Here is a 19,835-nt window from a genome sequence, read left to right as displayed (position 1 = left end):
CGGTCTATTCATCGATCTTTGGATCCAATACGGTGTGGATGCTGCGACCGATCGCCCGAGGAGCGTGTCCCATTGCCTGAGCACAATCGGCTCGACCCCGCGGCCCCCTGGGTCGAGGTCGTCGCCACCGACACCGACTGGGACGCGGCCGATCCGGCCCTGCTCACGAGCATGCTCGGCCAGCTCGTCCTCATCCGGACCTTCGAGGAGTACGTCCTCGACCTCGCGCGGGCGGGGCTGGTGCACGGACCGGCCCACTCGAGCATCGGGCAGGAGGGCGGTGCCGTCGGCTCGGTCCTCCCCCTGACGAGCAGGGACACGGTGAACGGGTCACACCGCGGCCACCATCAGTTCCTGGCCAAGGTGCTCGCTCATGTCGAGCCCAAGGGGATCGACCCGCGGCGGGAGTTCTCCTCCGACGTACGCGCGGTGCTGCTCAAGAGCCTGGCCGAGATCTGCGGCCTGGACCGCGGCTTCAGCCACGGCCGCGGCGGATCGATGCACCTGCAGTGGAAGGAGGCCGGCGCCATCGGCACGAACGCCATCGTCGGCGGCGGCGTGCCGCTCGCGGCCGGCTCCGCGTGGGCGCACCGGCACTCCGGCGGCGACGCGGTCGCGGTGACCTACTTCGGCGACGGCGCGACCAACATCGGCTCGACGCTCGAGACGATGAACCTGGCGTCCGCGTGGCACCTGCCGCTGTGCTTCTTCATCGAGAACAACCGGTACGCCGTCTCGACCGTCGTCACCGAGGCCACCGGCGAGCCACGGCTCTCGGGGCGCGGACCCGGTTTCGGGATCGCGAGCTGGAAGGTCGACGGGATGAACCCGCTGGCCGTCCACCTCGCCATGCACGAGGCCCTCGCGCACATGCGGGCCGGCAAGGGCCCCACCGTGATCGAGGCGGACGTCTACCGCTACTTCCACCAGAACGGCCCCTTTCCGGGGAGCGCCTTCGGCTACCGCACCAAGGAAGAGGAGAAGGAGTGGCGCGACCGTGACCCGATCAGGCAGCTCTCCGGCCACCTCGTACGGCGCGGCATCCTGAGCCGGGACGAGATCGACGCGACGACCGAGCGCGCCACGAGACTCCTGGCCTCGATCGGCGAGGTCCTGCTGGAGCCCCTGCCCGGCGGCAGGCCCGGCCAGCGCCGGATCAAGCCGGACGAGTGGCCCGATCCCTCCTGGGTGGACGTGGGAGTCCGCGGGGACCTCGGCGAGTTCTCCGGCGCACGCCTCGCCGACCGTGACACGTTCACCGGCGCGCTCGCTGAGCAGAAGTTCATCGACGCCGTCTCCGGTGTGATGGCCCGCCGGATGGAGACCGACGACACCGTCGTGGTGATGGGCGAGGACGTGCACCGGCTGGCCGGCGGCACCAACGGCGCGACGAAGGGGCTCAAGGACGCCCACCCCGACCGTGTCCTCGGCACTCCGATCAGCGAGAACGCCTTCACGGGGCTGGGCGGCGGCATCGCGCTCGACGGGCGCTACAAGCCCGTGGTCGAGCTGATGTACGCCGACTTCATGTGGGTCGCGGCCGACCAGCTGTTCAACCAGATCGCCAAGGCCCGGCACATGTACGGCGGTGACGGCGCCGTGCCGTTCGTGCTCCGGAGCAAGGTCGCCATGGGCACCGGGTACGGCTCGCAGCACTCGATGGACCCCGCCGGGATCTTCGCCACCTCGGCGGGCTGGCGCATCGTCGCGCCGTCCACGCCGTTCGACTACGTGGGGCTGATGAACAGCGCGCTGCGGTGCGAGGACCCGGTCGTCGTCCTGGAGCACGTCGACCTCTACACCTCGACGGGTGAGGGGCCGGTGGAGGATCTCGACTACTGCATCCCCGTGGGCAAGGCCGCCGTCCGCCGTACCGGATCCCAGCTGACCGTCCTGTCCTACCTGGCCATGACCGGCTACGTCCTGGAGGCGGTCGAGTCGCTCGGCTCGGTCGACGCGGAGGTCATCGACCTGCGCTGGCTGGACCGGGCGAGCATCGACTGGGACACCATCGGGACGAGCATCAAGAAGACGAACAACGTGCTCATCGCCGAACAGGGCGCACTCGGCACGTCGTACGGCGGCTGGCTGAGCGATGAGATCCAGCGCCGTTTCTTCGACTGGCTGGACCAGCCGGTGCAGCGCCTGACCGGCGGCGAGGCGTCACCCAGCATCAGCAAGGTCCTCGAACGGGCGGCCATCGCCCGTGCCGAGGAGGCCTCCGCCAAGCTGGACGAGATGGGCAGGTACTGACGATGGCGAGCATCCTGCGCATGCCCGAGGTGGCCGCGAACGCGGTCGAGGCCGTGCTCCAGAGCTGGCCGGTCGCGGAGAACGCCGCCTACGCCGCAGACGATGTGATCGCCACGGTCGAGACCGAGAAGGCCGTGGTGGACGTCGAGGCCGACAAGGCCGGCGTCATCCTGAAGACCCTGGTGGCCGAAGGCGCCGAGGTCCAGGTCGGCGACCCGATCGCGGTCATCGGCGAGCCCGGGGAGAAGGCCGGCGACCTCGACGCGCTGCTCGCCGGGCTCGGTGTCCCGGCGGCCGGGCCCGCGGCGGCGCCGGACCTGCCGGAGGCCGACGCCGCGGCCGCTTCCGTCGCCTCGGCCGCGTCTGGCAACGGTTCGGGTGAGCGCGTCTTCTCCAGCCCTCTGGCGCGCCGGCTCGCCAAGGAGGCAGGGCTGCCCTTCGAGACGATCTCGGGGACCGGCCCGAACGGCCGGATCATCCGAAGGGACGTCGAAGCGGCGATCAGCAGCCGAGTCACCTCACCCCAGGCCGCCGCGCCCCGTCGTCCCGATCCGGCCGCCGAGTCTGCGGACGCCCCGAAGACCGCGGCCAGGACGGCTGCACCGGCCTTCACCGACGTGCCGCACTCGCGGATCCGCTCGGCCGTCGCGTCACGGCTCACCGAGAGCAAGCGGACGACGCCGCACTTCTACCTGCGGGGCACGGCACGCGTCGGCAGACTGCTGAAGCTGCGGCGCCGGCTGAACGAGGGCCCGGTGCGGATCTCGCTCAACGACCTGGTTCTCAAGGCCGCCGCGCAGGCCCACGTGCTGGTTCCGGCGATGAACGTGATCTGGACACCGGACGCGGTCCGATCCTTCTCCTCCGTCGACATCTCGGTGGCGATCGCGACCGAACGGGGCCTCGTGACCCCGGTGCTCAGGTCCGCCGAGCAGTTGACGATCTCCTCGGTGGCCACGACGGTGCGGGACTTCGTCGAGCGGGCCAGGGCGGGCCGTCTCCGGCAGGAGGAGCTGGAGGGCGGCAGCTTCAGCGTGACCAACCTCGGCATGCTCGGCACGGAGGAGTTCGCGGCGATCATCAACCCCCCGCAGTCGGCGATTCTCGCCGTGGGAGCCGTACGCGAGGAGCCGGTCGTCAAGGAGGGCACCCTGAAGGTGGGCTCCGTCATGCGCGTGACCCTCTCGGTGGACCATCGCCCGATCGACGGCGCGATCGCCGCCGAGTGGATGAAGGTCTTCATCTCCCTGCTCGAGGACCCGGTGCGGATTCTGGCGTGAGGCCCGCGCGTACTACTATCACGGTAGTACGACCGGGCTAGTACGGTGACGGATGCCGGGAGGCGGTCATGAGCGCGACGCTGCTGGTCCTCGCGGTCTTCCTGGCGTGTGCCGTGGAGGCGGTCGAGGCGCTCACGGTCGTGCTCGCCACCGGCCTGATCCGTGGTTGGCCGTCGCCCTTGAAGGGCGTCGGCGTCGCGCTGGCCGTACTGGCCGCGATCGTGGCGGTCTTCGGTCCGGCGATCGGCCACATCCCGCTGAACGCGCTGCGCCTGGTCATCGGGACTCTTCTGCTGGTCTTCGGCCTGCAGTGGCTGAGGAAGGCGATCCTGCGGGCCTCGGGGCACAAGGCAATGCACGACGAGACCGCCATCTACGAGCGGCAGGTGTCGGCCGCGCGGGCCGCGGGGCGGAGCGGGCGGGCGTTCGTCACCGACTGGTACGCCTTCGCCCTCGCGTTCAAGGCCGTTCTCCTCGAAGGCCTGGAGGTGGCGTTCATCGTCGTGACCTTCGGCGCGAACCAGGGGCACATCGCGCTTGCCTGCCTCGGCGCGGCACTGGCGATCATCGCGGTCACCGTGGTGGGCGTTCTGCTGAAGGAGCCCCTGGCGCGGGTCCCGGAGAACGCGATGAAGTTCGCGGTCGGGATCCTGCTGACCTCCTTCGGCACGTTCTGGGCGGGCGAGGGAGCCGGCGCGGACTGGCCCGGCGCGGACCGTGCCCTGCTCGTGCTGATCCCGGCCTTTCTCCTGGTGTCGCTGCTGTTCGTCATCCTGCTGCGTAGACGGTCGCCCCGCGCCGCGGCGCCCGATCCGGCGCCGAACCCCACCGAGGTGGCCCCGTGACAGGCCTCATGCGATTCCTGCGGTTCTGGTCCGACTTCCTGATCGGCGACGACTGGACCATCGCGCTCGGCGTCGTGGTGGCCGTCGCCGCCACGGCACTGCTGGCCGCGGCCGGAGTCGCGGCGTGGTGGCTACCGCCGATCGCCGTCATCGCCCTGCTGGGCCGGTCCCTGCTCGGCGGCACACGCGCCGGACGGAGGCGGTCGTGATGTCGGCCGGCACGGATCGCCTCATGCGGCGCAGGGTGTCCTGGCGGGAAGGTGACCCGCGCGAAAGGCCGCCGGGGACACTCCCATGAGCCTGTGGAAGTCGGCCGTCATATGGGACTGGTCGTAGTAACCGGTATCCGAGGCGAGTCCCGCCCATTTCGCGGAGCCCGCGCGGGCCAGCACCGTGCGGACGCGCTGGATGCCGGCGAAGCGCTTGGGCGACAGGCCGACCCGGTCGGTGAACAGGTCGCGCAGGTGGCGCTCGCTGACCGACAGCCGCCGGGCGAGCGCGGCGACCCGTTCGCCGTGGCCGGACAGCGACTCGATGGCCTCGCCGAGCAGCAGGTCGCGCGCGTCCGCGCTCTCGTACAGGCCTTCGAGCAATGCCTCCTCGATGCCCCGCAGGATCGGGCCGGGGTCGGTCAGCTCGCCCAGCCGGTCCTCGAGGCGGGCGGCGCGGGCGCCCCACAGGTCGGTGAGCGGTACGGCCTGGTCCCGCAGCTCGCTGACCGGGACACCGAACACCGGCTTGGCCGCACCCGGACGCAGCCGGGCCCGGATGCACATCGGCAGTTCCTTGCCCGGGTAGTAGGAGGCGCGGCTGCGTGGGCCGATCACGCGCAGGTCGCCGTCCCGTGCGCCGGTCCTGCGATAGACCAGTGCGGTGGCGGCGTCGGGTAGGTGCACCAGCGGCAGAGCGCTGTCGGGCCGCATCAGCGTGACGTCCGCGATCCACGGCCGAAGGGCGGGCATTGGGATCATCGCGTCCACGCCGATCACTCTACGGGCTGCCGATTTTTCCTATATCCCCAAGGCAGCGGGGCGGCAGAGTGCTCGACATGATCCTTGTCACGGGTGCGACGGGCACCATCGGCACTGAAGTGGTCCGGATGCTGGCCGAGCGCGGCGAGCGGGTCCGGGCGATGACGCGGAACCCCGACGGCGTGAGTCTGCCGGCGGAGATCGTACGGGGAGACTTCGATGACCGCGACTCCCTCGACGGCGCGGTTGCCGGGGCCGACGCGGTCTTCCTGCTGGACGCGCCGGGTCCCTGGATCAAGCGACACGACCTGGCGATGCTCGACGCCGTACAGTCCCACGGCGTGGGGAAGGTGGTGAAGTTGTCGGCCATCGGCACCGGCGAGAACACCGAGCTCAGGGCCGGCGGATGGCATCTCCCCGGCGAGCGGGCGCTGCGCGCGGGCGAGGCGGTCTGGACGGTCCTGCGGCCCAGCGGCTTCGCCACCAACACCCTGCACTGGGCCGCCATGATCCGCGCGGGACGGCCGGTCGCCAACCTGACGGGGGACGGCGCGCAGGGCGTGGTCGATCCACGCGACGTCGCCGAGGTCGCGGTCGCGGCACTGACCACGCCGGATCACGCGGGCAGGACCTACACGCTGACCGGTCCCGAGTCGCTGAGCACTCCCGATCAGGTGGAGATCCTGCGGAAGGTGCTCGGCCGCCCGATCGAGGTCGTCGACGTGCCGCTGGACGTGGCGAAGAAGCAGATGATCGCCGCCGGCCAGGACCCGGATTTCGCCGAGGGCGCGATGCGCGGCCAGCGGTTCATCGCCGAAGGGGGAAACGCCCGGCTGACCGCCGACGTGGCGACCGTACTCGGCCGTACGGCTCGTTCCTACGCGACCTGGGCCGGCGACCATCGGGCCGCATTCGGCTGAGGGGGTCAGCGCCGGAAAGCCCGTCGGGGCTTGGCGCCCCGGCCGGCCGGGACGCTACCTCACGCTCGCCGGTGCACCGGGACCCCGTCACGCCTGGCGATGACCAGCATCGCGGCGAAGACGAGCACGGCGGCCGACAGGCCACCCGCGAAGGTGATCACCGCGAGCTGCCCGGCGTTATCGATCTCGCCATGGAGTCCCAGTGTGGTCCTGATGCCGTCGCGCAGGACCGCCGACGCGGGCAGCGCCAGCGAGCCGGCGATGACGGCCATCCGCGCCGAGCGCCGTACTCTCCCGGCACTCGCCGGTTCGCGGGGGGCGGCGATCCGCAGGGCGGTGTTGCAGATCATCGAGAAGGCGAAGAACCCGCCCGTGCCGATGGCGGCGAAGGTGAGGAACAGGACCGGGCTCGTCCAGTGTTCGCCGACCGCCTGCGCGACGCCGATCGCCAGGCCGGCACCGAGGCTCGCCAGCGCGGCCACCGCCATGATGTGCTCGCGGGCGAACTCGATCGCGCCGCCCCTGGCGATCCGGACGGCCAGGCGGGCTCCGCTCGGAGGCAGGCGCACCGCAAGGGTCTCGGCCAGGACCGCCAGGTCATCGAGCCAGTCGCCGCCAGGAACGTGACCGTCCCTGGGCGGCAGCCGGCGGAAGGCACGCGCCTCGCAGGCCAGCGCCGCCGCCACCAGCGCGGCGAGCGGTGCCAGGGCCGCGACCAGCCACGGCGTGCCGTCGTTCCAGAGCGCGTGGTCGGCCCGCAGGACCACCGCCAGACCGTCCACGGCGATCGTCGCGGCCACCAGCAGAGTGCACACGAACGCGGCCCGCAGGAGCTGGGCGGTACGGAATACCGGCTTCGGCTCCGCCCGGCGGTACAGAAGCGCCCGTACCGCGATCAGCACGGCCAGCGCCGGCACCAGGAACTCCGTGAACGACACGACGCCGACGTACGGATCGTCCTGCCAGGGGCTGCCCGCACGCACCGCGCGGACCTGCGTCGTGACGTACGCGGACACCGTGAAGGCCACCGCTCCCGCGAGCGCGGACCACAGCGCCGGCCTCACGGCGGGACGGGCGGGGTGCTCGGCCGGGAGCACCGCGATCTCAGGTTCTTCCGCTCCCGCGGCGATCTCGTCCATGCGTCGCATAGTACACGCTGCGTACTACTCGGTGCGTACCACTCGGCGCGTAGTACGCTGACCTTCTGACCGGGAGGAGACACGTGCAGGCCAACGACGCTCAAACGCTCGTGCTCTGTGTGCTGGCCGACGGGCCCTTGCACGGATACGCGATCAACGCGGCGATCGAGGAGCTGGCCGGAGAGCGGCTGGGACCCGGCAGCCTGTACGGGGCGCTGACCCGCCTGGAGGCCAAGCAGCTGATCGAGTCCCTGGAGGAGAAGGGGCGCCAGCGTCCGGTCCGGCTGACCGCCCAGGGACGCGAGGTGCTGGAGCGTGAGCTGCGGTCGATGGCGCGAGTCGCGGCCGCAGGACTGAAGAACCTGGGTGTCACCCCGGCATGAACGCCGCCCAGAGACTGATCAGGCTGTACCCCGGCCCGTTCCGTGAGCGCTGGGGTCCGGCCATGGAGATCGAGGTCCAGAGCACGGGATGGAGGTCGTGGCCGGACCTGGCGGTGGGCATCGCCGGCATGTGGCTGCACCCGGTGATCTGGCCGGCCGACTCCACCGCCCAGCGACAGCGGCGGGCGGCGGTCATGGCGGTCACCGTCGCGGCCGCCTGCTGGTACCTCGCGCACGTGGCCATGGAGATGGACACTCCCCTCTCCGGCCGGGTCGCCCGCGCCTGGCCCATGACCGCCTGCACCGGGCTGATGTTCCTCGGGTTCCTCCTGGTCCTGCCCCGTCCCCGCCTGACCCTCGACGCCGCGAGCACGGTGCTTCGCGGCGCGGCACGCCGGTTCGCCACCCCGGTGATCCTCGGCGCGGCCGTCGTGGCCTGCGTGCGGACCGGCACGTACACCGTCGCGCCGGCACTGCTGCGGCCCGTGCTGCTCGGCTGCTGGTGGACCGCACTGGCGCTGGGCGCGTTCCACGGCTGCCGGATCGTCGCGAGCCTGGGGGCGGGTGTGGCCGTGGCACCGCGCCCCGCGCGGCTCCGGCTCGGCATGTGGACACTGGCTCTCGCCGGCACCGCGGCCGGGTCGATGCTTCTCAGCGTCTCGGTGACCGGCGGGCACCTTGACCTGTGGTCCGCCGCCCCGGGGATCGGCCTGCTCGTGTTGCCGTCGGCGTTCGCGGGGACGCTCCGCGACCTCCGCCGAGTCGTCGCGGAGCCGGCCGGGCTCTGAGCGGCGCCAAAGGCACGCCCCCGGCCCGTCACCTGCGCAGTGCGCCCCGTAGCGCGGGACGCAGCCTGGTGTGCCACAGGGCACCGCGCCGCCGGGCGCGGCGGCCGGCGACGAGAGCGGTGAAGAGCTCCTCGTACGTACGGGCGATGGGGGCGGGGTCGAAACGGCGCGCGGAGACCCGGGCCTCCTCGCCCATGCGGCGGCGGGCGGAGTCGTCCGTGATGAGGCCGAGCATCGCGGCGGTCAGGGCCTCGCCGTCGTCGACCGGGACGAGCAGGCCGTCGACGCCGTGCCGGATGATCTCGGCGGGGCCGAGCGGGCAGTCGGTGCTCACGACCGGGACGCCGCAGCGCATCGCCTCGACCAGCGTCATACCGAAGGACTCGGCGTCGGAGGCCGACACGACGATGGACGCCTGGGCGAACTCCGTCTCGATCGGTGAGCGGGCACCCATCAGGGTCGCCTGCCCGCCCAGGCCGCGGTCGTCGATCAACCGCTGCAGGCGCTCTCTGTCGGGGCCGCCACCGTAGACGCGCAGGACCCAGTCCGGGTACTTGGCCGCGACGTCGGCGAAGGCCTCGATCAGCAGGTCGAAGCGTTTGCCCCGCACCAGGCGGCCCGCGCCGGCGATGATCCTGGCGGTGCCGTCCGAGGGCGGGACGGCGGGTTCGGGGACGCTGTTGGGCACCGCCAGCACCCGTACCCCGGGCAGGGGCATCCGGGCGCGGTACACGGCGGCGTCCGCCTCCGTCGTGGTGACCACGGCGTCCAGGCCGGCATAGTGACGGGCGAGTTCGGCGCGCAGCTTCTTGACGTGGCTGTCGTGTGTCAGGTGTTCCTGGGCGATGCGCACCGCGCGGGAGGGGCCGAACCGGGCGAGATAGACGTTCAACCCGGGCCGGGTGCCGATGATCACCTCCGCGCGACAACGACGCAGGTAGTCCTCTGCCCTGCGGTCGGTGAGGCGGCTGTACTGCCGGTAGCGCTTCTCCGCGGCGGGGAAGACGGTGGCCGGTTCGGTGAACATCGGGTCGGCCGTGTCGTCGGAGCCCGCGCGGATGTCCACCAGGGGCACCACCGTCACTCGCGGGTCGATCTCGAAGCGGGGCCGTTCGCGGTGCCGGAGCATGGAGACGATCTCCACCTGGTGCCGGTCGGCGAGGGCGGCGGCCAGGTTCAGCGTCGTACGGATGGTCCCGCCGATGCCGTAGACGTTGTGGATCAGAAAGACGATCTTCACCGGACGGATTCCGGACGTGTTCACTGGTCGCTCGCCCTCTCGCTCCACCGACGGACTCCTACCTCGGCCCTCGCCTCCGTTCGCTGCGGCGGGGTAGCGGTAACTTCTACACAGCAATAGAATTTCTACAGCACTGTAGAAGATCGGTAGAGGAAAGAACAAATCATGAACACCACCGCAGATCCCCCGCCCCCTGGATCAGGTGGCCGGCGGGCCAGTGGCCGGCTGGAGGCCGAGATCCGCGCGGTGCTGGGCGGGGCCGACGGCCCGCTGACCCCCGGCGAGACCGCCGAGCGCCTCGGCGGACAGCTCGCCTACAGCACCGTGGTCACGATCCTCACGCGCCTGTACGCCAAGCAGCAGCTCACTCGCGCCCCGCGCGGCCGTGCCTACGCCTATGCCCTCGTCACCGACGAGGCCGGCCTGGCCGCCCGGCGGATGCGTGGTCTCCTGGAGGAGCTCCCGGACCGTGCGGCCGTACTCACGCGGTTCGTCGACGGGCTGACCAGCGCCGACGAGGACCTGCTGCGGCAACTGCTCAAATCCGACGCGACCCCCGACCGGTGAACAGGAGCCGCCCGGATGCGCCTCGCCGTATATCTCCCGCTTCTCCTCACCCTGCTCGCCGCGCCCGGCGCCCGGCTGCTGGCCGGACGCTGCGAGCCGCGCCTGGCCACCTGGCTGCTCACCCTCTCGGCGGTCGTGCTGGCGGCGGCCGGCGGCATCTCACTCGGACTGCTCACCCTCACCGGCCTGCTCCGCGTCCCTGAGCTCGCCGCGGCGGGCCAGTGGTCACTCGGTCTCGCCGACCGCAAGGACCCGGTCGAGCTCTCCGTCGCCGCGGCCGCCGGGCTCCTGCTCGCTCTCGCCGCCGTGGGGGCCGCACGCATGCTCTGGGAGCGCTGCCGTTCCCTGGCCCGTGCCGCCATGGACGCCGCGTGCCTCGCCGCCGAGGACGGCCTCGTCATCGTCGACGACCCTGTGCCGGAGGCCTTCGCGCTGCCCGGCCTGCCCGGCCGCGTCATCGTCTCCACCGGCATGCTGGAGGCCCTCGACACCGGCGAGCACGACGTCCTGCTCGCGCACGAGCGCGCCCATCTGTCCGACCATCACTACGTCTTCGTCGCCCTGGCCCAGCTCGGCGCCGCCGCCAACCCCCTGCTGCGGCCGCTCGCCACGGCCGTCGCCTACACCGTCGAGCGCTGGGCCGACGAGCGCGCCGCAGCGGTCACCGGCGACCGGCGGCGCGCCGCGCGTACCGTCGGCAAGGCCGCGCTGGCCGCCCACCAGAGCCACGCCCGCTCACGCATCGCGACCGCCGCGCTGGGCGTGCTGGGCGTGCTGGGCCGCGACGGCGGGCTCGGCGCGGCCGGCCCGGTCCCCCGCCGCGTCGCCGCCCTGCTGGCCCCGCCCCTCACGCCACGTGCGGTCCCCGCGCTGGTGACCATGGCCGTCCTCGTCGCGGCCACCTGGTCCACCGCCGACGCCGTACAGGACCTGCACGCCCTCCTGGGGTTCGTCGGCATCTGAGGCGACGACGGCCGCCCCCGCGCTCCGGGTGTGCTGGGCGACGTCGCCGAGGAGGTCATCGGCCGTGAACAGCGAGCACAGCAGCAGACCGAGGGCCGCGGCGGTCAGGCCGATGCCGCGGCGGGGCGGCGGGCGCAGCAGCGCGGCGACCCTGCGGGGTACCGGTCCCGGCCGCACGGCGCCGATGCCCATGCGCGCGGCCGGGCGCGGCCCGTGCGCCAGGGCAGCCTTGCCGATCACCCGGGCCGCCGCGACGCGGTCACCGGCCGCCGCCGCAGCGCGTTCGTCGGCCCAGCGCTCGGTGGCGTACCAGAGCGCACCCCGCAACGGCCACAGCAGCGGATTGGCCGCCGACGCGACACGGACGACGGCGCGGAAGACGTGGTGCCTGCCGGTCAGATGGGCGATCTCGTGGGCGAACAGCACGCGGCGTTCGCCCGGGTTGAGGACGGCCAGCATGCCCGTCGACACGACCACCCGGCCCGGTACGGCATAGGCGTCGGCCCGGTCGTCGTCGACCACCGCGAGCGGGCCGTCACCGGGCAGTTCGCGCGCCTCTCGCCCGGCCGCGCGCAGGGCGCGTACCTGCCCGAACCCGGTGTACACGGCGCCCGCGGCGCCGGCCGCCAGCACCACGGCGGCGGGCAGCATGTGATCGGCCAGCGCCAGGAGTGTGCTCATCGAGGACAGGGCCAGCCCCGTCGCCAGCACGGTGAGTACCCAGGTGGCCGTACGGGGCGGAAGGCGTTCGGCCAGCGGACGGGCGGCGATCGCCGCGACCACCGGGGCGACGAGGGGCAGGTAGCCGTCCACGTCCATGGCTCAGCGGCCGTCCAGCAGCTCGCGCAGCAGGCGCTCGTCCTGGTCGGACAGCGTGTCGACGAAGCGTGCAAGCACCGCCTCGCGGTCCGCCTCCGCCGCCATCGTCCGGTGCATGCTCCGGGCCACCAGGCCCGGCTCGTCGCTCACCGGCGCGTAGCGGAACGCGCGGCCCTCCTTGGCGCGCGTCAGCAGCCCCTTGCCGTGCATACGGGACAGGATGGTCACCACGGTCGTGTACGCGAGCTCGCTGGCCAGCAGGGCCTGCACCTCGGCGGCGTTCAGCGGCCGCCCGGCGCGCTGCAGGACCGCCATGACCTCGGCCTCCAGCGCGCCCGCGGCCCGCCGCTCGCCCTCAGCCATGCCGACCTCCACATCCACGACGATCGGACTTCAGTGTGCCACGCCGCCCCTCCCACCTGCGCCGGACGGCCGGGGAGGCTCCCGGCACGCTCGGTGCCGGGAGCCTCGGGGGCGTTCTATTCGGTGCGCAGTGCGGTGGCGGTGCGCGCCTTGGCGGCCCAGCCGGCGGGAAGCGTCGCGCCCAGTACCGCGATCGCCACTCCGCCCAGCCCGAGCAGGACCAGCTCCAGCCCGTGGTAGACCGACTCGATCCGCGGGGTGAGCCGGGTACCGGCGGCGTGGCCCATCACCGGCAGGATGTAGTCGTGCAGCGCGATCCCGGCCGGCACGCCGATGATCCCGCCGACCACGCCGAGCCCCGCGACCGAGGCGAGCACCATGGTCACGGTCTGGCGGGGTGACATGCCGATCGCCTTGCAGACACCGAGGTCGTGGACGCGTTCCCGGGTGTCGAGGACCACCGAGTTGAGCACGCCGAGCGCGGCGACGGCGACCAGCATGAGGGTGAGGATCGCCGCCATCGAGTCCACGATGATCAGCAGGTCGTCCCTCGAGTCGTCGCCCGGCACCGCCTGCGCCCCCAGCGGCCGCAGCGTGGCATCGAGCCTGGCGACGTAGCCGGCGACGTCGACCCCGGGATCGACCATGACGGTGTAGGCGTCGATCGGGATGCCGCCCTTGACGGACGCGAACGAGGCGATGTCCGCGTAGAGCCGCAGCCCGTTCCTGCTCGGGTCGAACGCCTCGCCGACGATCCGGAGAGGCACCCGCGTCCCTCCGTCGGCGGCGGTGACGGTGTCGCCGACCCTGGTGCCGGTCGCATCGAGGAAGTGGCTGGGTACGACCACCTGTCCCGGCCCGGTGAACCAGTGCCCCGAGACCATGTCGTAGGCGCCGGAACGCGAGTCACCCTTGTAGAGCTGGGCCTGGACCGGTCCCGTGACGCCCTGGACGGCGACCTGTGCGAAGGCCGTGCCGTAGAAGGACCTGGTGCCCGGCTGTGCCTGGATGGCGGCGGGGATCCGTACGCGGTCGGCCGCGGAGACCTGTCGCGGCGGCCCGCCGGGGACCGGAGGCCCGAAAGTGAGCACGGAGGCGCCGGAGGCCGCGCCGGGGTGCTGGGCGGCCGCGACCGCGTTCAGGGACGAGGTCAGGCCGACCGCGAAGGTCGCCGCGGTCGTCCCGAACACCACGGCGGCCAGCATCGCGGCCGTACGCACCGGGTGTGCGAACGGGCTCGCCAGCCCGAGGGTCACCGCCCGTGGCAAGGGCAGCCGCCCGACGGCGCGGTGCGCCCACTGGCCGCGGCCGGTGCCCGGTGCGCGGCCGACGGTGATCGCCTCGACCGTCCTCAGCCGGCCGGCCCGCAGCGCGGGGACCAGGGCGGCGGTCACGACCACGGCCAGCGCGACGGCCGGCACGGCGAGGTCGACCCACCAGGCCACCGACAGCCCCGTACTCCCGTACACCTGCTGCGCGTCGCCCAGCAGCGGGAGCGCCAGCAGGTTGCCGAGGACCACGCCCAGCACGGTGCCCGCCGCGGCCGGCATGAGCGCCTGGGCGACATAGGCCCAGACGACCTGGCCGGGGGTCAGTCCGATGGCCTTGAGGATGCCGATCCTGCGCACGCTCGCCCCGACCGCGCCGCTGACCACGCTGGAGATGATGATGACCGACATGACCAGGCCGAGCACGCCGAAGGCCATGAGGAAGGGGATGAACGGCGCCGCGCCCGTGTCGGCGCTCAGCTTGGTGTCCAGGTAGGACTGCGTGCCGAGCAGCGCCCCTCCCGGCAGTGCCGCCGCGAGCCTCGCCCGGCCGGCGGCGACCTGGCTCTTCGAACCCGCGGAGGCGAAGCGGTAGAGCATCTCCACGGTCACGGGGGCTCCGGCCGCCCTGAGCGCGGCGATCTGCCCGGGCGTCACCCACGCGTCGGCGGTCCCGCTGACCGACGTAACCCGGCCGACGACGGTCAGCACCGGGCCGCCCTCGACGTGCAGGGAGGACCCGAGCGGGAAGAGGTCGGGCGGGAAGCCCGTCGGGAGCACGATCTCGCCCGGTTTCGCCGGCCACCGCCCGGAGTCGAGGGTGAGGTCGTCGACGGTGCCGCCGGGAGCGGCACGGCCCGCGACGGTCAGTTCCGGGGTTCGCATGCCGTTCGGATCCTGCGCGCTGATCACCGTGGTCTCGTACGGGCCCGCGCTCGCGGTGACGCCGGGCAGGTGCCCGGTGGCGGCCAGCCGCGCCGTACTCGCCCTGGCCCCGTCGACCTGCGCGATCAGGTGCGGGCCATGCTGCCGGGCGAAGGCGTGGTCGAAGGGCGCGGACGAGGCGACCATCAGCGATCCGGCGACGACCGCCGAGGCCACCGCCATCAGGGTCGTCAGGGCGACCACCAGGGTCTGGACACGTCTCCGGCCCACCCCGGACCGTACGACGCGGCCGAGCGCACTCATGCGGTCTCCTTCGCCGGAGCCACGGTGTTGCCGAGTCGCGCGCTCATCGGGAGACCTCCGCGGTCTGGTCGGACGCGACGTGGCCGTCGACGAGGTGGACCGTACGGCTCGCGCACGCTTCGGCGAGGGCGAGGTCGTGGGTGACGAGGACGATGGTCTGCCCGCCACGGTGCAGGTCCACCAGCAGCTCACGTACGTCCTGGCCCGACGCGGTGTCCAGCGCGCCCGTGGGTTCGTCGGCGAGCAGCAGCGCGGGGCGGTTCACCAGCGCTCGCGCGAGCGCGACCCGCTGGCGTTCGCCCCCGGACAGCCGGCCCGGATAGGCGCGGGCGTGCCGATCGATGCCGAGCGTCCGCAGGAGCTCGGACGTACGGGCGGCCGCCTTCGCGCGCGGCATCCCCGCGAGCTGGGCCGGGAGCAGGACGTTGTCGGCGACGGTGAGGTCGTCGAGCAGGTTGAAGAACTGGAACACCATGCCGATCCGTTCGCGGCGGAACCGGGCCAGCGCGCGCTCGCCGAGCCGGCCGATCCCCAGCCCGTCCACGGTCACGGTGCCGGAGGTCGGCTTGTCGAGGCCGGCGACGAGGTTCAGCAGCGTGGACTTCCCGCTGCCGGAGGGCCCGGTGACGGCGAGGGCCTCCCCGTGCTCGACGGTGAGCGTCAGTGGTCCGAGCGCCGGTGCGCCGGCACCGTCATACCGTTTCGTCGCTCCGGCCAACTCGATCAGGTTTCCCATGGGGGCTTCGTCCTTCCGGTCACGGCCGCGGGGGCCTGGCGCACCGAAGTTAGGCGCGGCCCCCGGCCGGGCGCGTCGGCCGTCGCACCGAGATCGGATACCTCTACGGGAGGATCCGCCGCGGCGTCATCACCGCGATGTACGCCTCAGGGACGGGACGTCCATCAACGCGGCGGATGCGCGGCCGGACGCGCAGGCGTGACAATGAACCGGTGCAGACGGACGAACGGCGTGCGTGGCGGCGGCAGCTACGCGACCTGCTGCGTCCCGAGCCGAAAGGCACGTCGCTGTCCCGGCGGGCCGTCATCGCCGACGCCGTGTTCGCGGTCGTCCTGACGGTCCTCGCGTTGGCCATGGCCGCGAGGCTCCACGGCGACACACAGATCATCCACCTGGGCACGCGGGTCCCGGCCCCGCCCAGACCGCCGGCGCCGCCTGTTCCCCCGGGAGTCCCCCTGCCCGGCTCGGTGCACTCGTACCCGGGCCCGCGATCCCATCCCGTTCCCTGGCCGATCACCGTGCTGACGACGTTGCCGCTCGCCGCACGGCGCCGGTATCCGCTCCTCACCTTCGTGGTGGTGGTGTGCGCGGCCCTGTTCGTGGGGGAGAACGCGACCTGGATCACCCTGCTGGCCTATGTGGTCGCCGCCTACAGCGCCATCGCCTACAGCCGCTACCGCGTGCAGGCGATGGCCGGCCTCGTACTCGCGGCCGTGCTGGCCGGCGTCGCCTTTCGGCATGCCGACCCCGCGCTTCCAGGCTGGTCAGGGCCCTTCTTCGTCCTGCTGGTCGCGAGTGTGCTCGCGAGTTTCGTCCGATTCTGGCAGCGGCGGCTCAAGGCCAGCCAGCGCCGGTTCACCGAGCTCCAGGAGGCCCAGGAAGAGGCCACACGGCGTGCCGTCGAGGAAGAACGTGCCCGGATCGCCGCCGAGCTGCACGACGTCGTCACCCACAATGTGAGCGTGATGGTGATCCAGACCGGTGCGGCGCGCAAGGTGATGGACGCGGAACCGGAACTGTCCAAGCAGGCCATGCTGGAGGTCGAGGCCAGCGGCCGGGCCGCCATGTCCGAGCTGCGCCATGTCATGGGGCTGCTCTCCGCGTCGGACGACGAGAGGCCCGACGGGCTCGAGCCACAGCCCGGGCTCGGCCAGCTCGGCGCCCTGGTCGAACGGGTGCGCGCCGCGGGGATGACGGTGAGCGTCGCGGTGTCACCGCCGCCGGGCCCGCTGCCTCCGGGGGTCGAACTGACCGCCTACCGGGTCGTCCAGGAGGCACTGACCAACACGATCAAGCATGCCTCCGGCGCGGCGGCCTCGGTGACGATCGGCCATGACGGTGACCGGCTGGAGATCGAGGTCACCGACACCGGCGGGGAGCCGGGGGCCGGGACGCGTACGGGTGACGGCCGCGGCCTGATCGGCCTGCGCGAACGTCTCGCCGTCTATGGCGGGACCCTGGAGGCCGGTCCGAGGATCGGCGGCGGATACCGGATCAGGGCCCTGGTCCCCTGGACGGCCCCGTGAGCCTGCGCGCGGTCATCGCCGACGACCAGTCGCTGGTGCGCACCGGGTTCCGCATGATCCTCGCCGCCGACGGCATCGAGGTGGTGGCCGAGGCGGTCGACGGGACCGAGGCGGTCTCCGCCGTCCGCCGGACCCGGCCCGACGTCGTGCTGATGGACATCCGCATGCCGCGGATGGACGGGCTGGAGGCCACCAGGCAGATCACGGCCGCCGGAGACGATACGCGGGTCATCATCCTGACCACCTACGACCTCGACCACTACGTGTACGGCGCGCTCACCGCCGGTGCCAGCGGCTTCCTGCTGAAGGACGTCACCCCGGAGTACCTCGTGGCCGCGGTACGCCTCGTACGCTCCGGCGACGCCCTGCTCGCGCCGGCGATCACCCGCCGCCTGGTCGAGCGCTTCGCCGTCCGCGACGAGACGAAGGCCCTGCTGCACCGTGACCTGTCCGAGCTGACGCCGCGCGAGCTCGAGGTGCTGCGCCTGCTCGCCACCGGCCTGTCCAACGCCGAGCTCGCCACCCGGCTGACCCTCAGCGCGGCGACGGTGAAGACGCACGTCGCACGCATCCTGTCCAAGCTCGGGCTGCGCGACCGCGTCCAGGCCGTCGTGCTCGCCTACGAGACCGGGCTCATCTCCCCGGGGGGTTCGCAGTGATCCACCCGGGGAGACGCGCGGCTCAGTCGTGCTTGACGGGCCCGTCGTCCCTGTAGTGCGGAGGAGGCGCCTGCGTGTCGCAGGTCAGCGGCACTCCGGTGGGCACGAGGCGCCCCACGGCGCCGGGATTGCCATGCACGGCGGCCAGCTGGGCCGGCGACAGGTAGCCGATGAACAGCTCCTTCCCGGCGGGCATCGCCGAAGGGTCGAAGATCAGGTCGACCCTGCCGTCGTCCTGACGCTCGCCGCGCATGACGCGCCCGACGCCGTGACCGGCACCGCTCGGGCTCAGGTATCCGTCGTCCTGGGGCCCCTTGCAGAAGACGCCTTCCTTGACGAGCACGGGGAAGCCGGCCGCGCGCAGGGCACGCTGCAGGCCCGCGTGGTCCTGGAAGAACCGGCCCTTGTCCCAGGTCACACGGAGGGTGCCGTCGGTCTGGCTGTCCAGGGCGAACGCGGCCGTGTGGATGTGCACCGAACCCGCACCGGTGCTGAGACGCGCCCCGGGCGGTGCGGTCGAGGGGTGACTGAGGGCAGGCACGCCCAGCGCGAGGCCGGTGACCGCGACGACGCCGGTCGCCGAGACCACCGCGCGATGCCGGCGACGGCGCGCACGCCCCTCCGTGACGATCCGCTCGACGGGAGTGTGCATGGTGACGCCGTCCAGTGAGTCCCTCAGGGCGCTCAGTGTCGCGTCGGTGTCGTGGTCGCTCATGATCCGGCCTCCGGATTGTCGGCGGTGACGAGATGGCCGCGCAGCGCCGTGACCGCTCGCGACAGGTGGGCGGTGACCGTCCCCGGCGCGATACCGAGGACCTTGGCGGTGGCCTGGGTGTCGAGGTCGAGGAAGACCCGGAACACGATCACTTCCCGTTGCCGCTGCGGCAGCCGGCGCAGCGCGGTGAGCAGCGCGGGATCCAGGTCGGTGTCCACGGCCGTGGTGTCCACGACGTCGTGGCCCCCGTCCAGCGCGACCTCGCGTCGCCGCCGTCGCCACCACGAGACCCGGGTGTTAAGCGCCGTACGCACGATCCACGCGGACGGCGCCGGATGCCGGCCGACCTTCTGCCACGACACCCAGGCCCGGGTGAACGCCTCGGCGACCAGGTCCTCGGCGAGCTGCCGATCACCCACACTCGCCAGGACCGCCCGCAGGCACGCGTCCCGGCGGGCCTCGTAGAACTCCTGGAACTCCAGCTGCTTCACATCCCGTACACGCTCGCGGGCCGCGATCCGCTTACGTCAGTGGCGGACGTCCCGGTGGCGAACGGCCCGGTGACGAAGGAGCAGGACCGCCGAGCTCAGCACCACGACGGTGAACGACCAGCCGCCGACCACGTCGCTCGGCCAGTGAACGCCGAGGTAGACGCGGGACAGACCGACGGCGAGGGCCCAGGCCGCGGCACACGCGACGAACACCGCGCGCGGGACGCCGCGAAGGCGCGGATAAGCGGCCCAGACCAGGACCCCGGCCGCGGCCGCCGAGGTCGCGGTGTGGCCGGAGGGGAACGCGTAGCCCGTGACGTGGACCGCCCAGTCCACGGCCGGCGGGCGCTGACGACCGACGGCCGTCGCCAGGGCGAGCCGCAGCGCCTGGACGGCCAGCAGGACCGCCAGCGTACGCACCACCATCAACACCCGCCCGTACGGACCGGATCCGGCGATGATCCCGGCCACCATGACCAGGGTGTACGGGACCGCGCCGACGCCGGTGGCGGTGATGATCGCCGCCGTCTCGCGCGGCCCGGCCGGACGGTGGCGTACGGCCCAGCGGTGCACCGCGAGATCGGCCGGGAGCGGGCGGCCGTGGCGGAGCTCGACCAGCACGAGCAGCGCGAGCAGCAGACCCGCGCTCGCACCCGCGATGAGCCCCAACCGCGCCGTGCTCACCTCGGCGCGGAGACGGCCGATGGCGGATGGACGATGG

The 19,835-nt window shown here is 72.7% G+C and carries 20 protein-coding genes and 1 pseudogene; 11 read left to right on the top strand and 10 right to left on the bottom strand.

Annotation, left to right across the window (positions count from 1 at the left end; all coding sequences use genetic code 11):
- Positions 1-72 precede the first annotated feature (72 nt).
- The 4 genes from FB559_RS33335 (at position 73) to FB559_RS33320 (ending at position 4,587) form a co-directional block, all read left to right on the top strand.
- On the top strand, positions 73-2,253 hold the full coding sequence (locus tag FB559_RS33335; protein ID WP_141960911.1) for an alpha-ketoacid dehydrogenase subunit alpha/beta: 2,181 nt from the start codon (positions 73-75) through the stop codon (positions 2,251-2,253).
- A 2-nt stretch (positions 2,254-2,255) separates the two neighbouring features.
- Entirely contained in the window at positions 2,256-3,533 is a 1,278-nt protein-coding gene (locus FB559_RS33330; RefSeq protein ID WP_141960910.1) for a dihydrolipoamide acetyltransferase family protein, read from the top strand.
- Positions 3,534-3,601: 68 nt separating this feature from the next.
- Positions 3,602-4,378, top strand: a complete 777-nt coding sequence (locus tag FB559_RS33325) for a COG4280 domain-containing protein (protein ID WP_141960909.1) — start codon at positions 3,602-3,604, stop codon at positions 4,376-4,378.
- Positions 4,375-4,587 carry a hypothetical protein gene (locus tag FB559_RS33320; RefSeq protein WP_221640303.1) on the top strand — a complete coding sequence of 71 codons (213 nt, stop codon included), beginning with the start codon at positions 4,375-4,377 and terminating at the stop codon, positions 4,585-4,587. The genes FB559_RS33325 and FB559_RS33320 overlap by 4 nt, the downstream gene beginning before the upstream one ends.
- 21 nt (positions 4,588-4,608) lie before the next feature.
- Here FB559_RS33320 and FB559_RS33315 read toward each other — a convergent pair whose 3' ends face one another.
- On the bottom strand, positions 4,609-5,349 hold the full coding sequence (locus tag FB559_RS33315; RefSeq protein WP_141962083.1) for a helix-turn-helix domain-containing protein: 741 nt from the start codon (positions 5,347-5,349) through the stop codon (positions 4,609-4,611).
- A gap of 77 nt (positions 5,350-5,426) precedes the next feature.
- On the opposite strand from FB559_RS33315, the gene FB559_RS33310 reads away from it, so the two are divergent.
- Positions 5,427-6,269 carry an NAD(P)H-binding protein gene (locus FB559_RS33310; protein WP_141960908.1) on the top strand — a complete coding sequence of 281 codons (843 nt, stop codon included), beginning with the start codon at positions 5,427-5,429 and terminating at the stop codon, positions 6,267-6,269.
- Between the two features lie 59 nt (positions 6,270-6,328).
- Here FB559_RS33310 and FB559_RS33305 read toward each other — a convergent pair whose 3' ends face one another.
- Positions 6,329-7,408 carry a hypothetical protein gene (locus FB559_RS33305; RefSeq protein WP_141960907.1) on the bottom strand — a complete coding sequence of 360 codons (1,080 nt, stop codon included), beginning with the start codon at positions 7,406-7,408 and terminating at the stop codon, positions 6,329-6,331.
- Between the two features lie 83 nt (positions 7,409-7,491).
- Between FB559_RS33305 and FB559_RS33300 the strand changes: the two genes are divergently transcribed.
- Together FB559_RS33300 and FB559_RS33295 are read left to right on the top strand one after the other, a co-directional pair.
- The gene (locus FB559_RS33300; protein ID WP_141960906.1) at positions 7,492-7,791 is read left to right on the top strand and encodes a PadR family transcriptional regulator; all 300 of its coding nucleotides are present in this window, start codon (positions 7,492-7,494) and stop codon (positions 7,789-7,791) included.
- Positions 7,788-8,579: a hypothetical protein gene (locus tag FB559_RS33295; protein ID WP_141960905.1), complete on the top strand. Its 792-nt coding sequence runs from the start codon at positions 7,788-7,790 to the stop codon at positions 8,577-8,579. The genes FB559_RS33300 and FB559_RS33295 overlap by 4 nt, the downstream gene beginning before the upstream one ends.
- A 28-nt stretch (positions 8,580-8,607) precedes the next feature.
- Here FB559_RS33295 and FB559_RS33290 read toward each other — a convergent pair whose 3' ends face one another.
- Entirely contained in the window at positions 8,608-9,819 is a 1,212-nt protein-coding gene (locus FB559_RS33290; RefSeq protein WP_141960904.1) for a glycosyltransferase family 4 protein, read from the bottom strand.
- Between the two features lie 165 nt (positions 9,820-9,984).
- Between FB559_RS33290 and FB559_RS33285 the strand changes: the two genes are divergently transcribed.
- Both FB559_RS33285 and FB559_RS46505 read left to right on the top strand, forming a co-directional pair.
- Positions 9,985-10,386, top strand: coding sequence for a BlaI/MecI/CopY family transcriptional regulator (locus tag FB559_RS33285; RefSeq protein WP_141960903.1), 402 nt, complete (start codon positions 9,985-9,987; stop codon positions 10,384-10,386).
- Positions 10,387-10,401: 15 nt separating this feature from the next.
- A pseudogene (locus FB559_RS46505) lies at positions 10,402-10,941 on the top strand (M48 family metalloprotease); the annotation flags it as partial.
- Between the two features lie 180 nt (positions 10,942-11,121).
- Here the strand turns inward: FB559_RS46505 and FB559_RS46500 are convergent.
- The 4 genes from FB559_RS46500 to FB559_RS33260 form a co-directional block, all read right to left on the bottom strand.
- Positions 11,122-12,168, bottom strand: a complete 1,047-nt coding sequence (locus FB559_RS46500; RefSeq protein WP_141960901.1) for a M48 family metalloprotease — start codon at positions 12,166-12,168, stop codon at positions 11,122-11,124.
- Between the two features lie 3 nt (positions 12,169-12,171).
- The gene (locus tag FB559_RS33270) at positions 12,172-12,531 is read right to left on the bottom strand and encodes a BlaI/MecI/CopY family transcriptional regulator (RefSeq protein ID WP_141960900.1); all 360 of its coding nucleotides are present in this window, start codon (positions 12,529-12,531) and stop codon (positions 12,172-12,174) included.
- Between the two features lie 116 nt (positions 12,532-12,647).
- Complete coding sequence (locus tag FB559_RS33265; RefSeq protein ID WP_141960899.1) at positions 12,648-14,987, bottom strand: ABC transporter permease; 2,340 nt, start codon at positions 14,985-14,987, stop codon at positions 12,648-12,650.
- Between the two features lie 43 nt (positions 14,988-15,030).
- Positions 15,031-15,723, bottom strand: coding sequence for an ABC transporter ATP-binding protein (locus FB559_RS33260; protein ID WP_141960898.1), 693 nt, complete (start codon positions 15,721-15,723; stop codon positions 15,031-15,033).
- Between the two features lie 212 nt (positions 15,724-15,935).
- Here FB559_RS33260 and FB559_RS33255 point away from each other — a divergent pair, with 212 nt between their 5' ends.
- On the top strand, positions 15,936-17,249 hold the full coding sequence (locus FB559_RS33255; RefSeq protein ID WP_246122279.1) for a sensor histidine kinase: 1,314 nt from the start codon (positions 15,936-15,938) through the stop codon (positions 17,247-17,249).
- Positions 17,246-17,908 (top strand): response regulator, encoded by a 663-nt coding sequence (locus FB559_RS33250; protein WP_221640301.1) that lies wholly within the window; start codon positions 17,246-17,248, stop codon positions 17,906-17,908. The genes FB559_RS33255 and FB559_RS33250 overlap by 4 nt, the downstream gene beginning before the upstream one ends.
- Before the next feature lie 22 nt (positions 17,909-17,930).
- On the opposite strand, the gene FB559_RS33245 is transcribed toward FB559_RS33250, so the two are convergent.
- From FB559_RS33245 to FB559_RS33235, 3 genes are read right to left on the bottom strand one after another with little or no spacing between them, the layout of a single operon-like run.
- Positions 17,931-18,623 carry a hypothetical protein gene (locus FB559_RS33245; RefSeq protein WP_141960895.1) on the bottom strand — a complete coding sequence of 231 codons (693 nt, stop codon included), beginning with the start codon at positions 18,621-18,623 and terminating at the stop codon, positions 17,931-17,933.
- The gene (locus FB559_RS33240; RefSeq protein ID WP_221640300.1) at positions 18,620-19,114 is read right to left on the bottom strand and encodes a sigma-70 family RNA polymerase sigma factor; all 495 of its coding nucleotides are present in this window, start codon (positions 19,112-19,114) and stop codon (positions 18,620-18,622) included. Before FB559_RS33240 ends, FB559_RS33245 begins: the two co-directional genes overlap by 4 nt.
- A 36-nt stretch (positions 19,115-19,150) precedes the next feature.
- Entirely contained in the window at positions 19,151-19,798 is a 648-nt protein-coding gene (locus FB559_RS33235) for a phosphatase PAP2 family protein (protein ID WP_141960893.1), read from the bottom strand.
- Positions 19,799-19,835: the final 37 nt, after the last annotated feature.

The sequence above is a fragment of the Actinoallomurus bryophytorum genome (assembly GCF_006716425.1).
GTDB lineage: Bacteria > Actinomycetota > Actinomycetes > Streptosporangiales > Streptosporangiaceae > Actinoallomurus > Actinoallomurus bryophytorum.
Note: the sequence above shows the minus strand (reverse complement) of the source record. Positions and strands in the feature narration are given on the sequence as shown.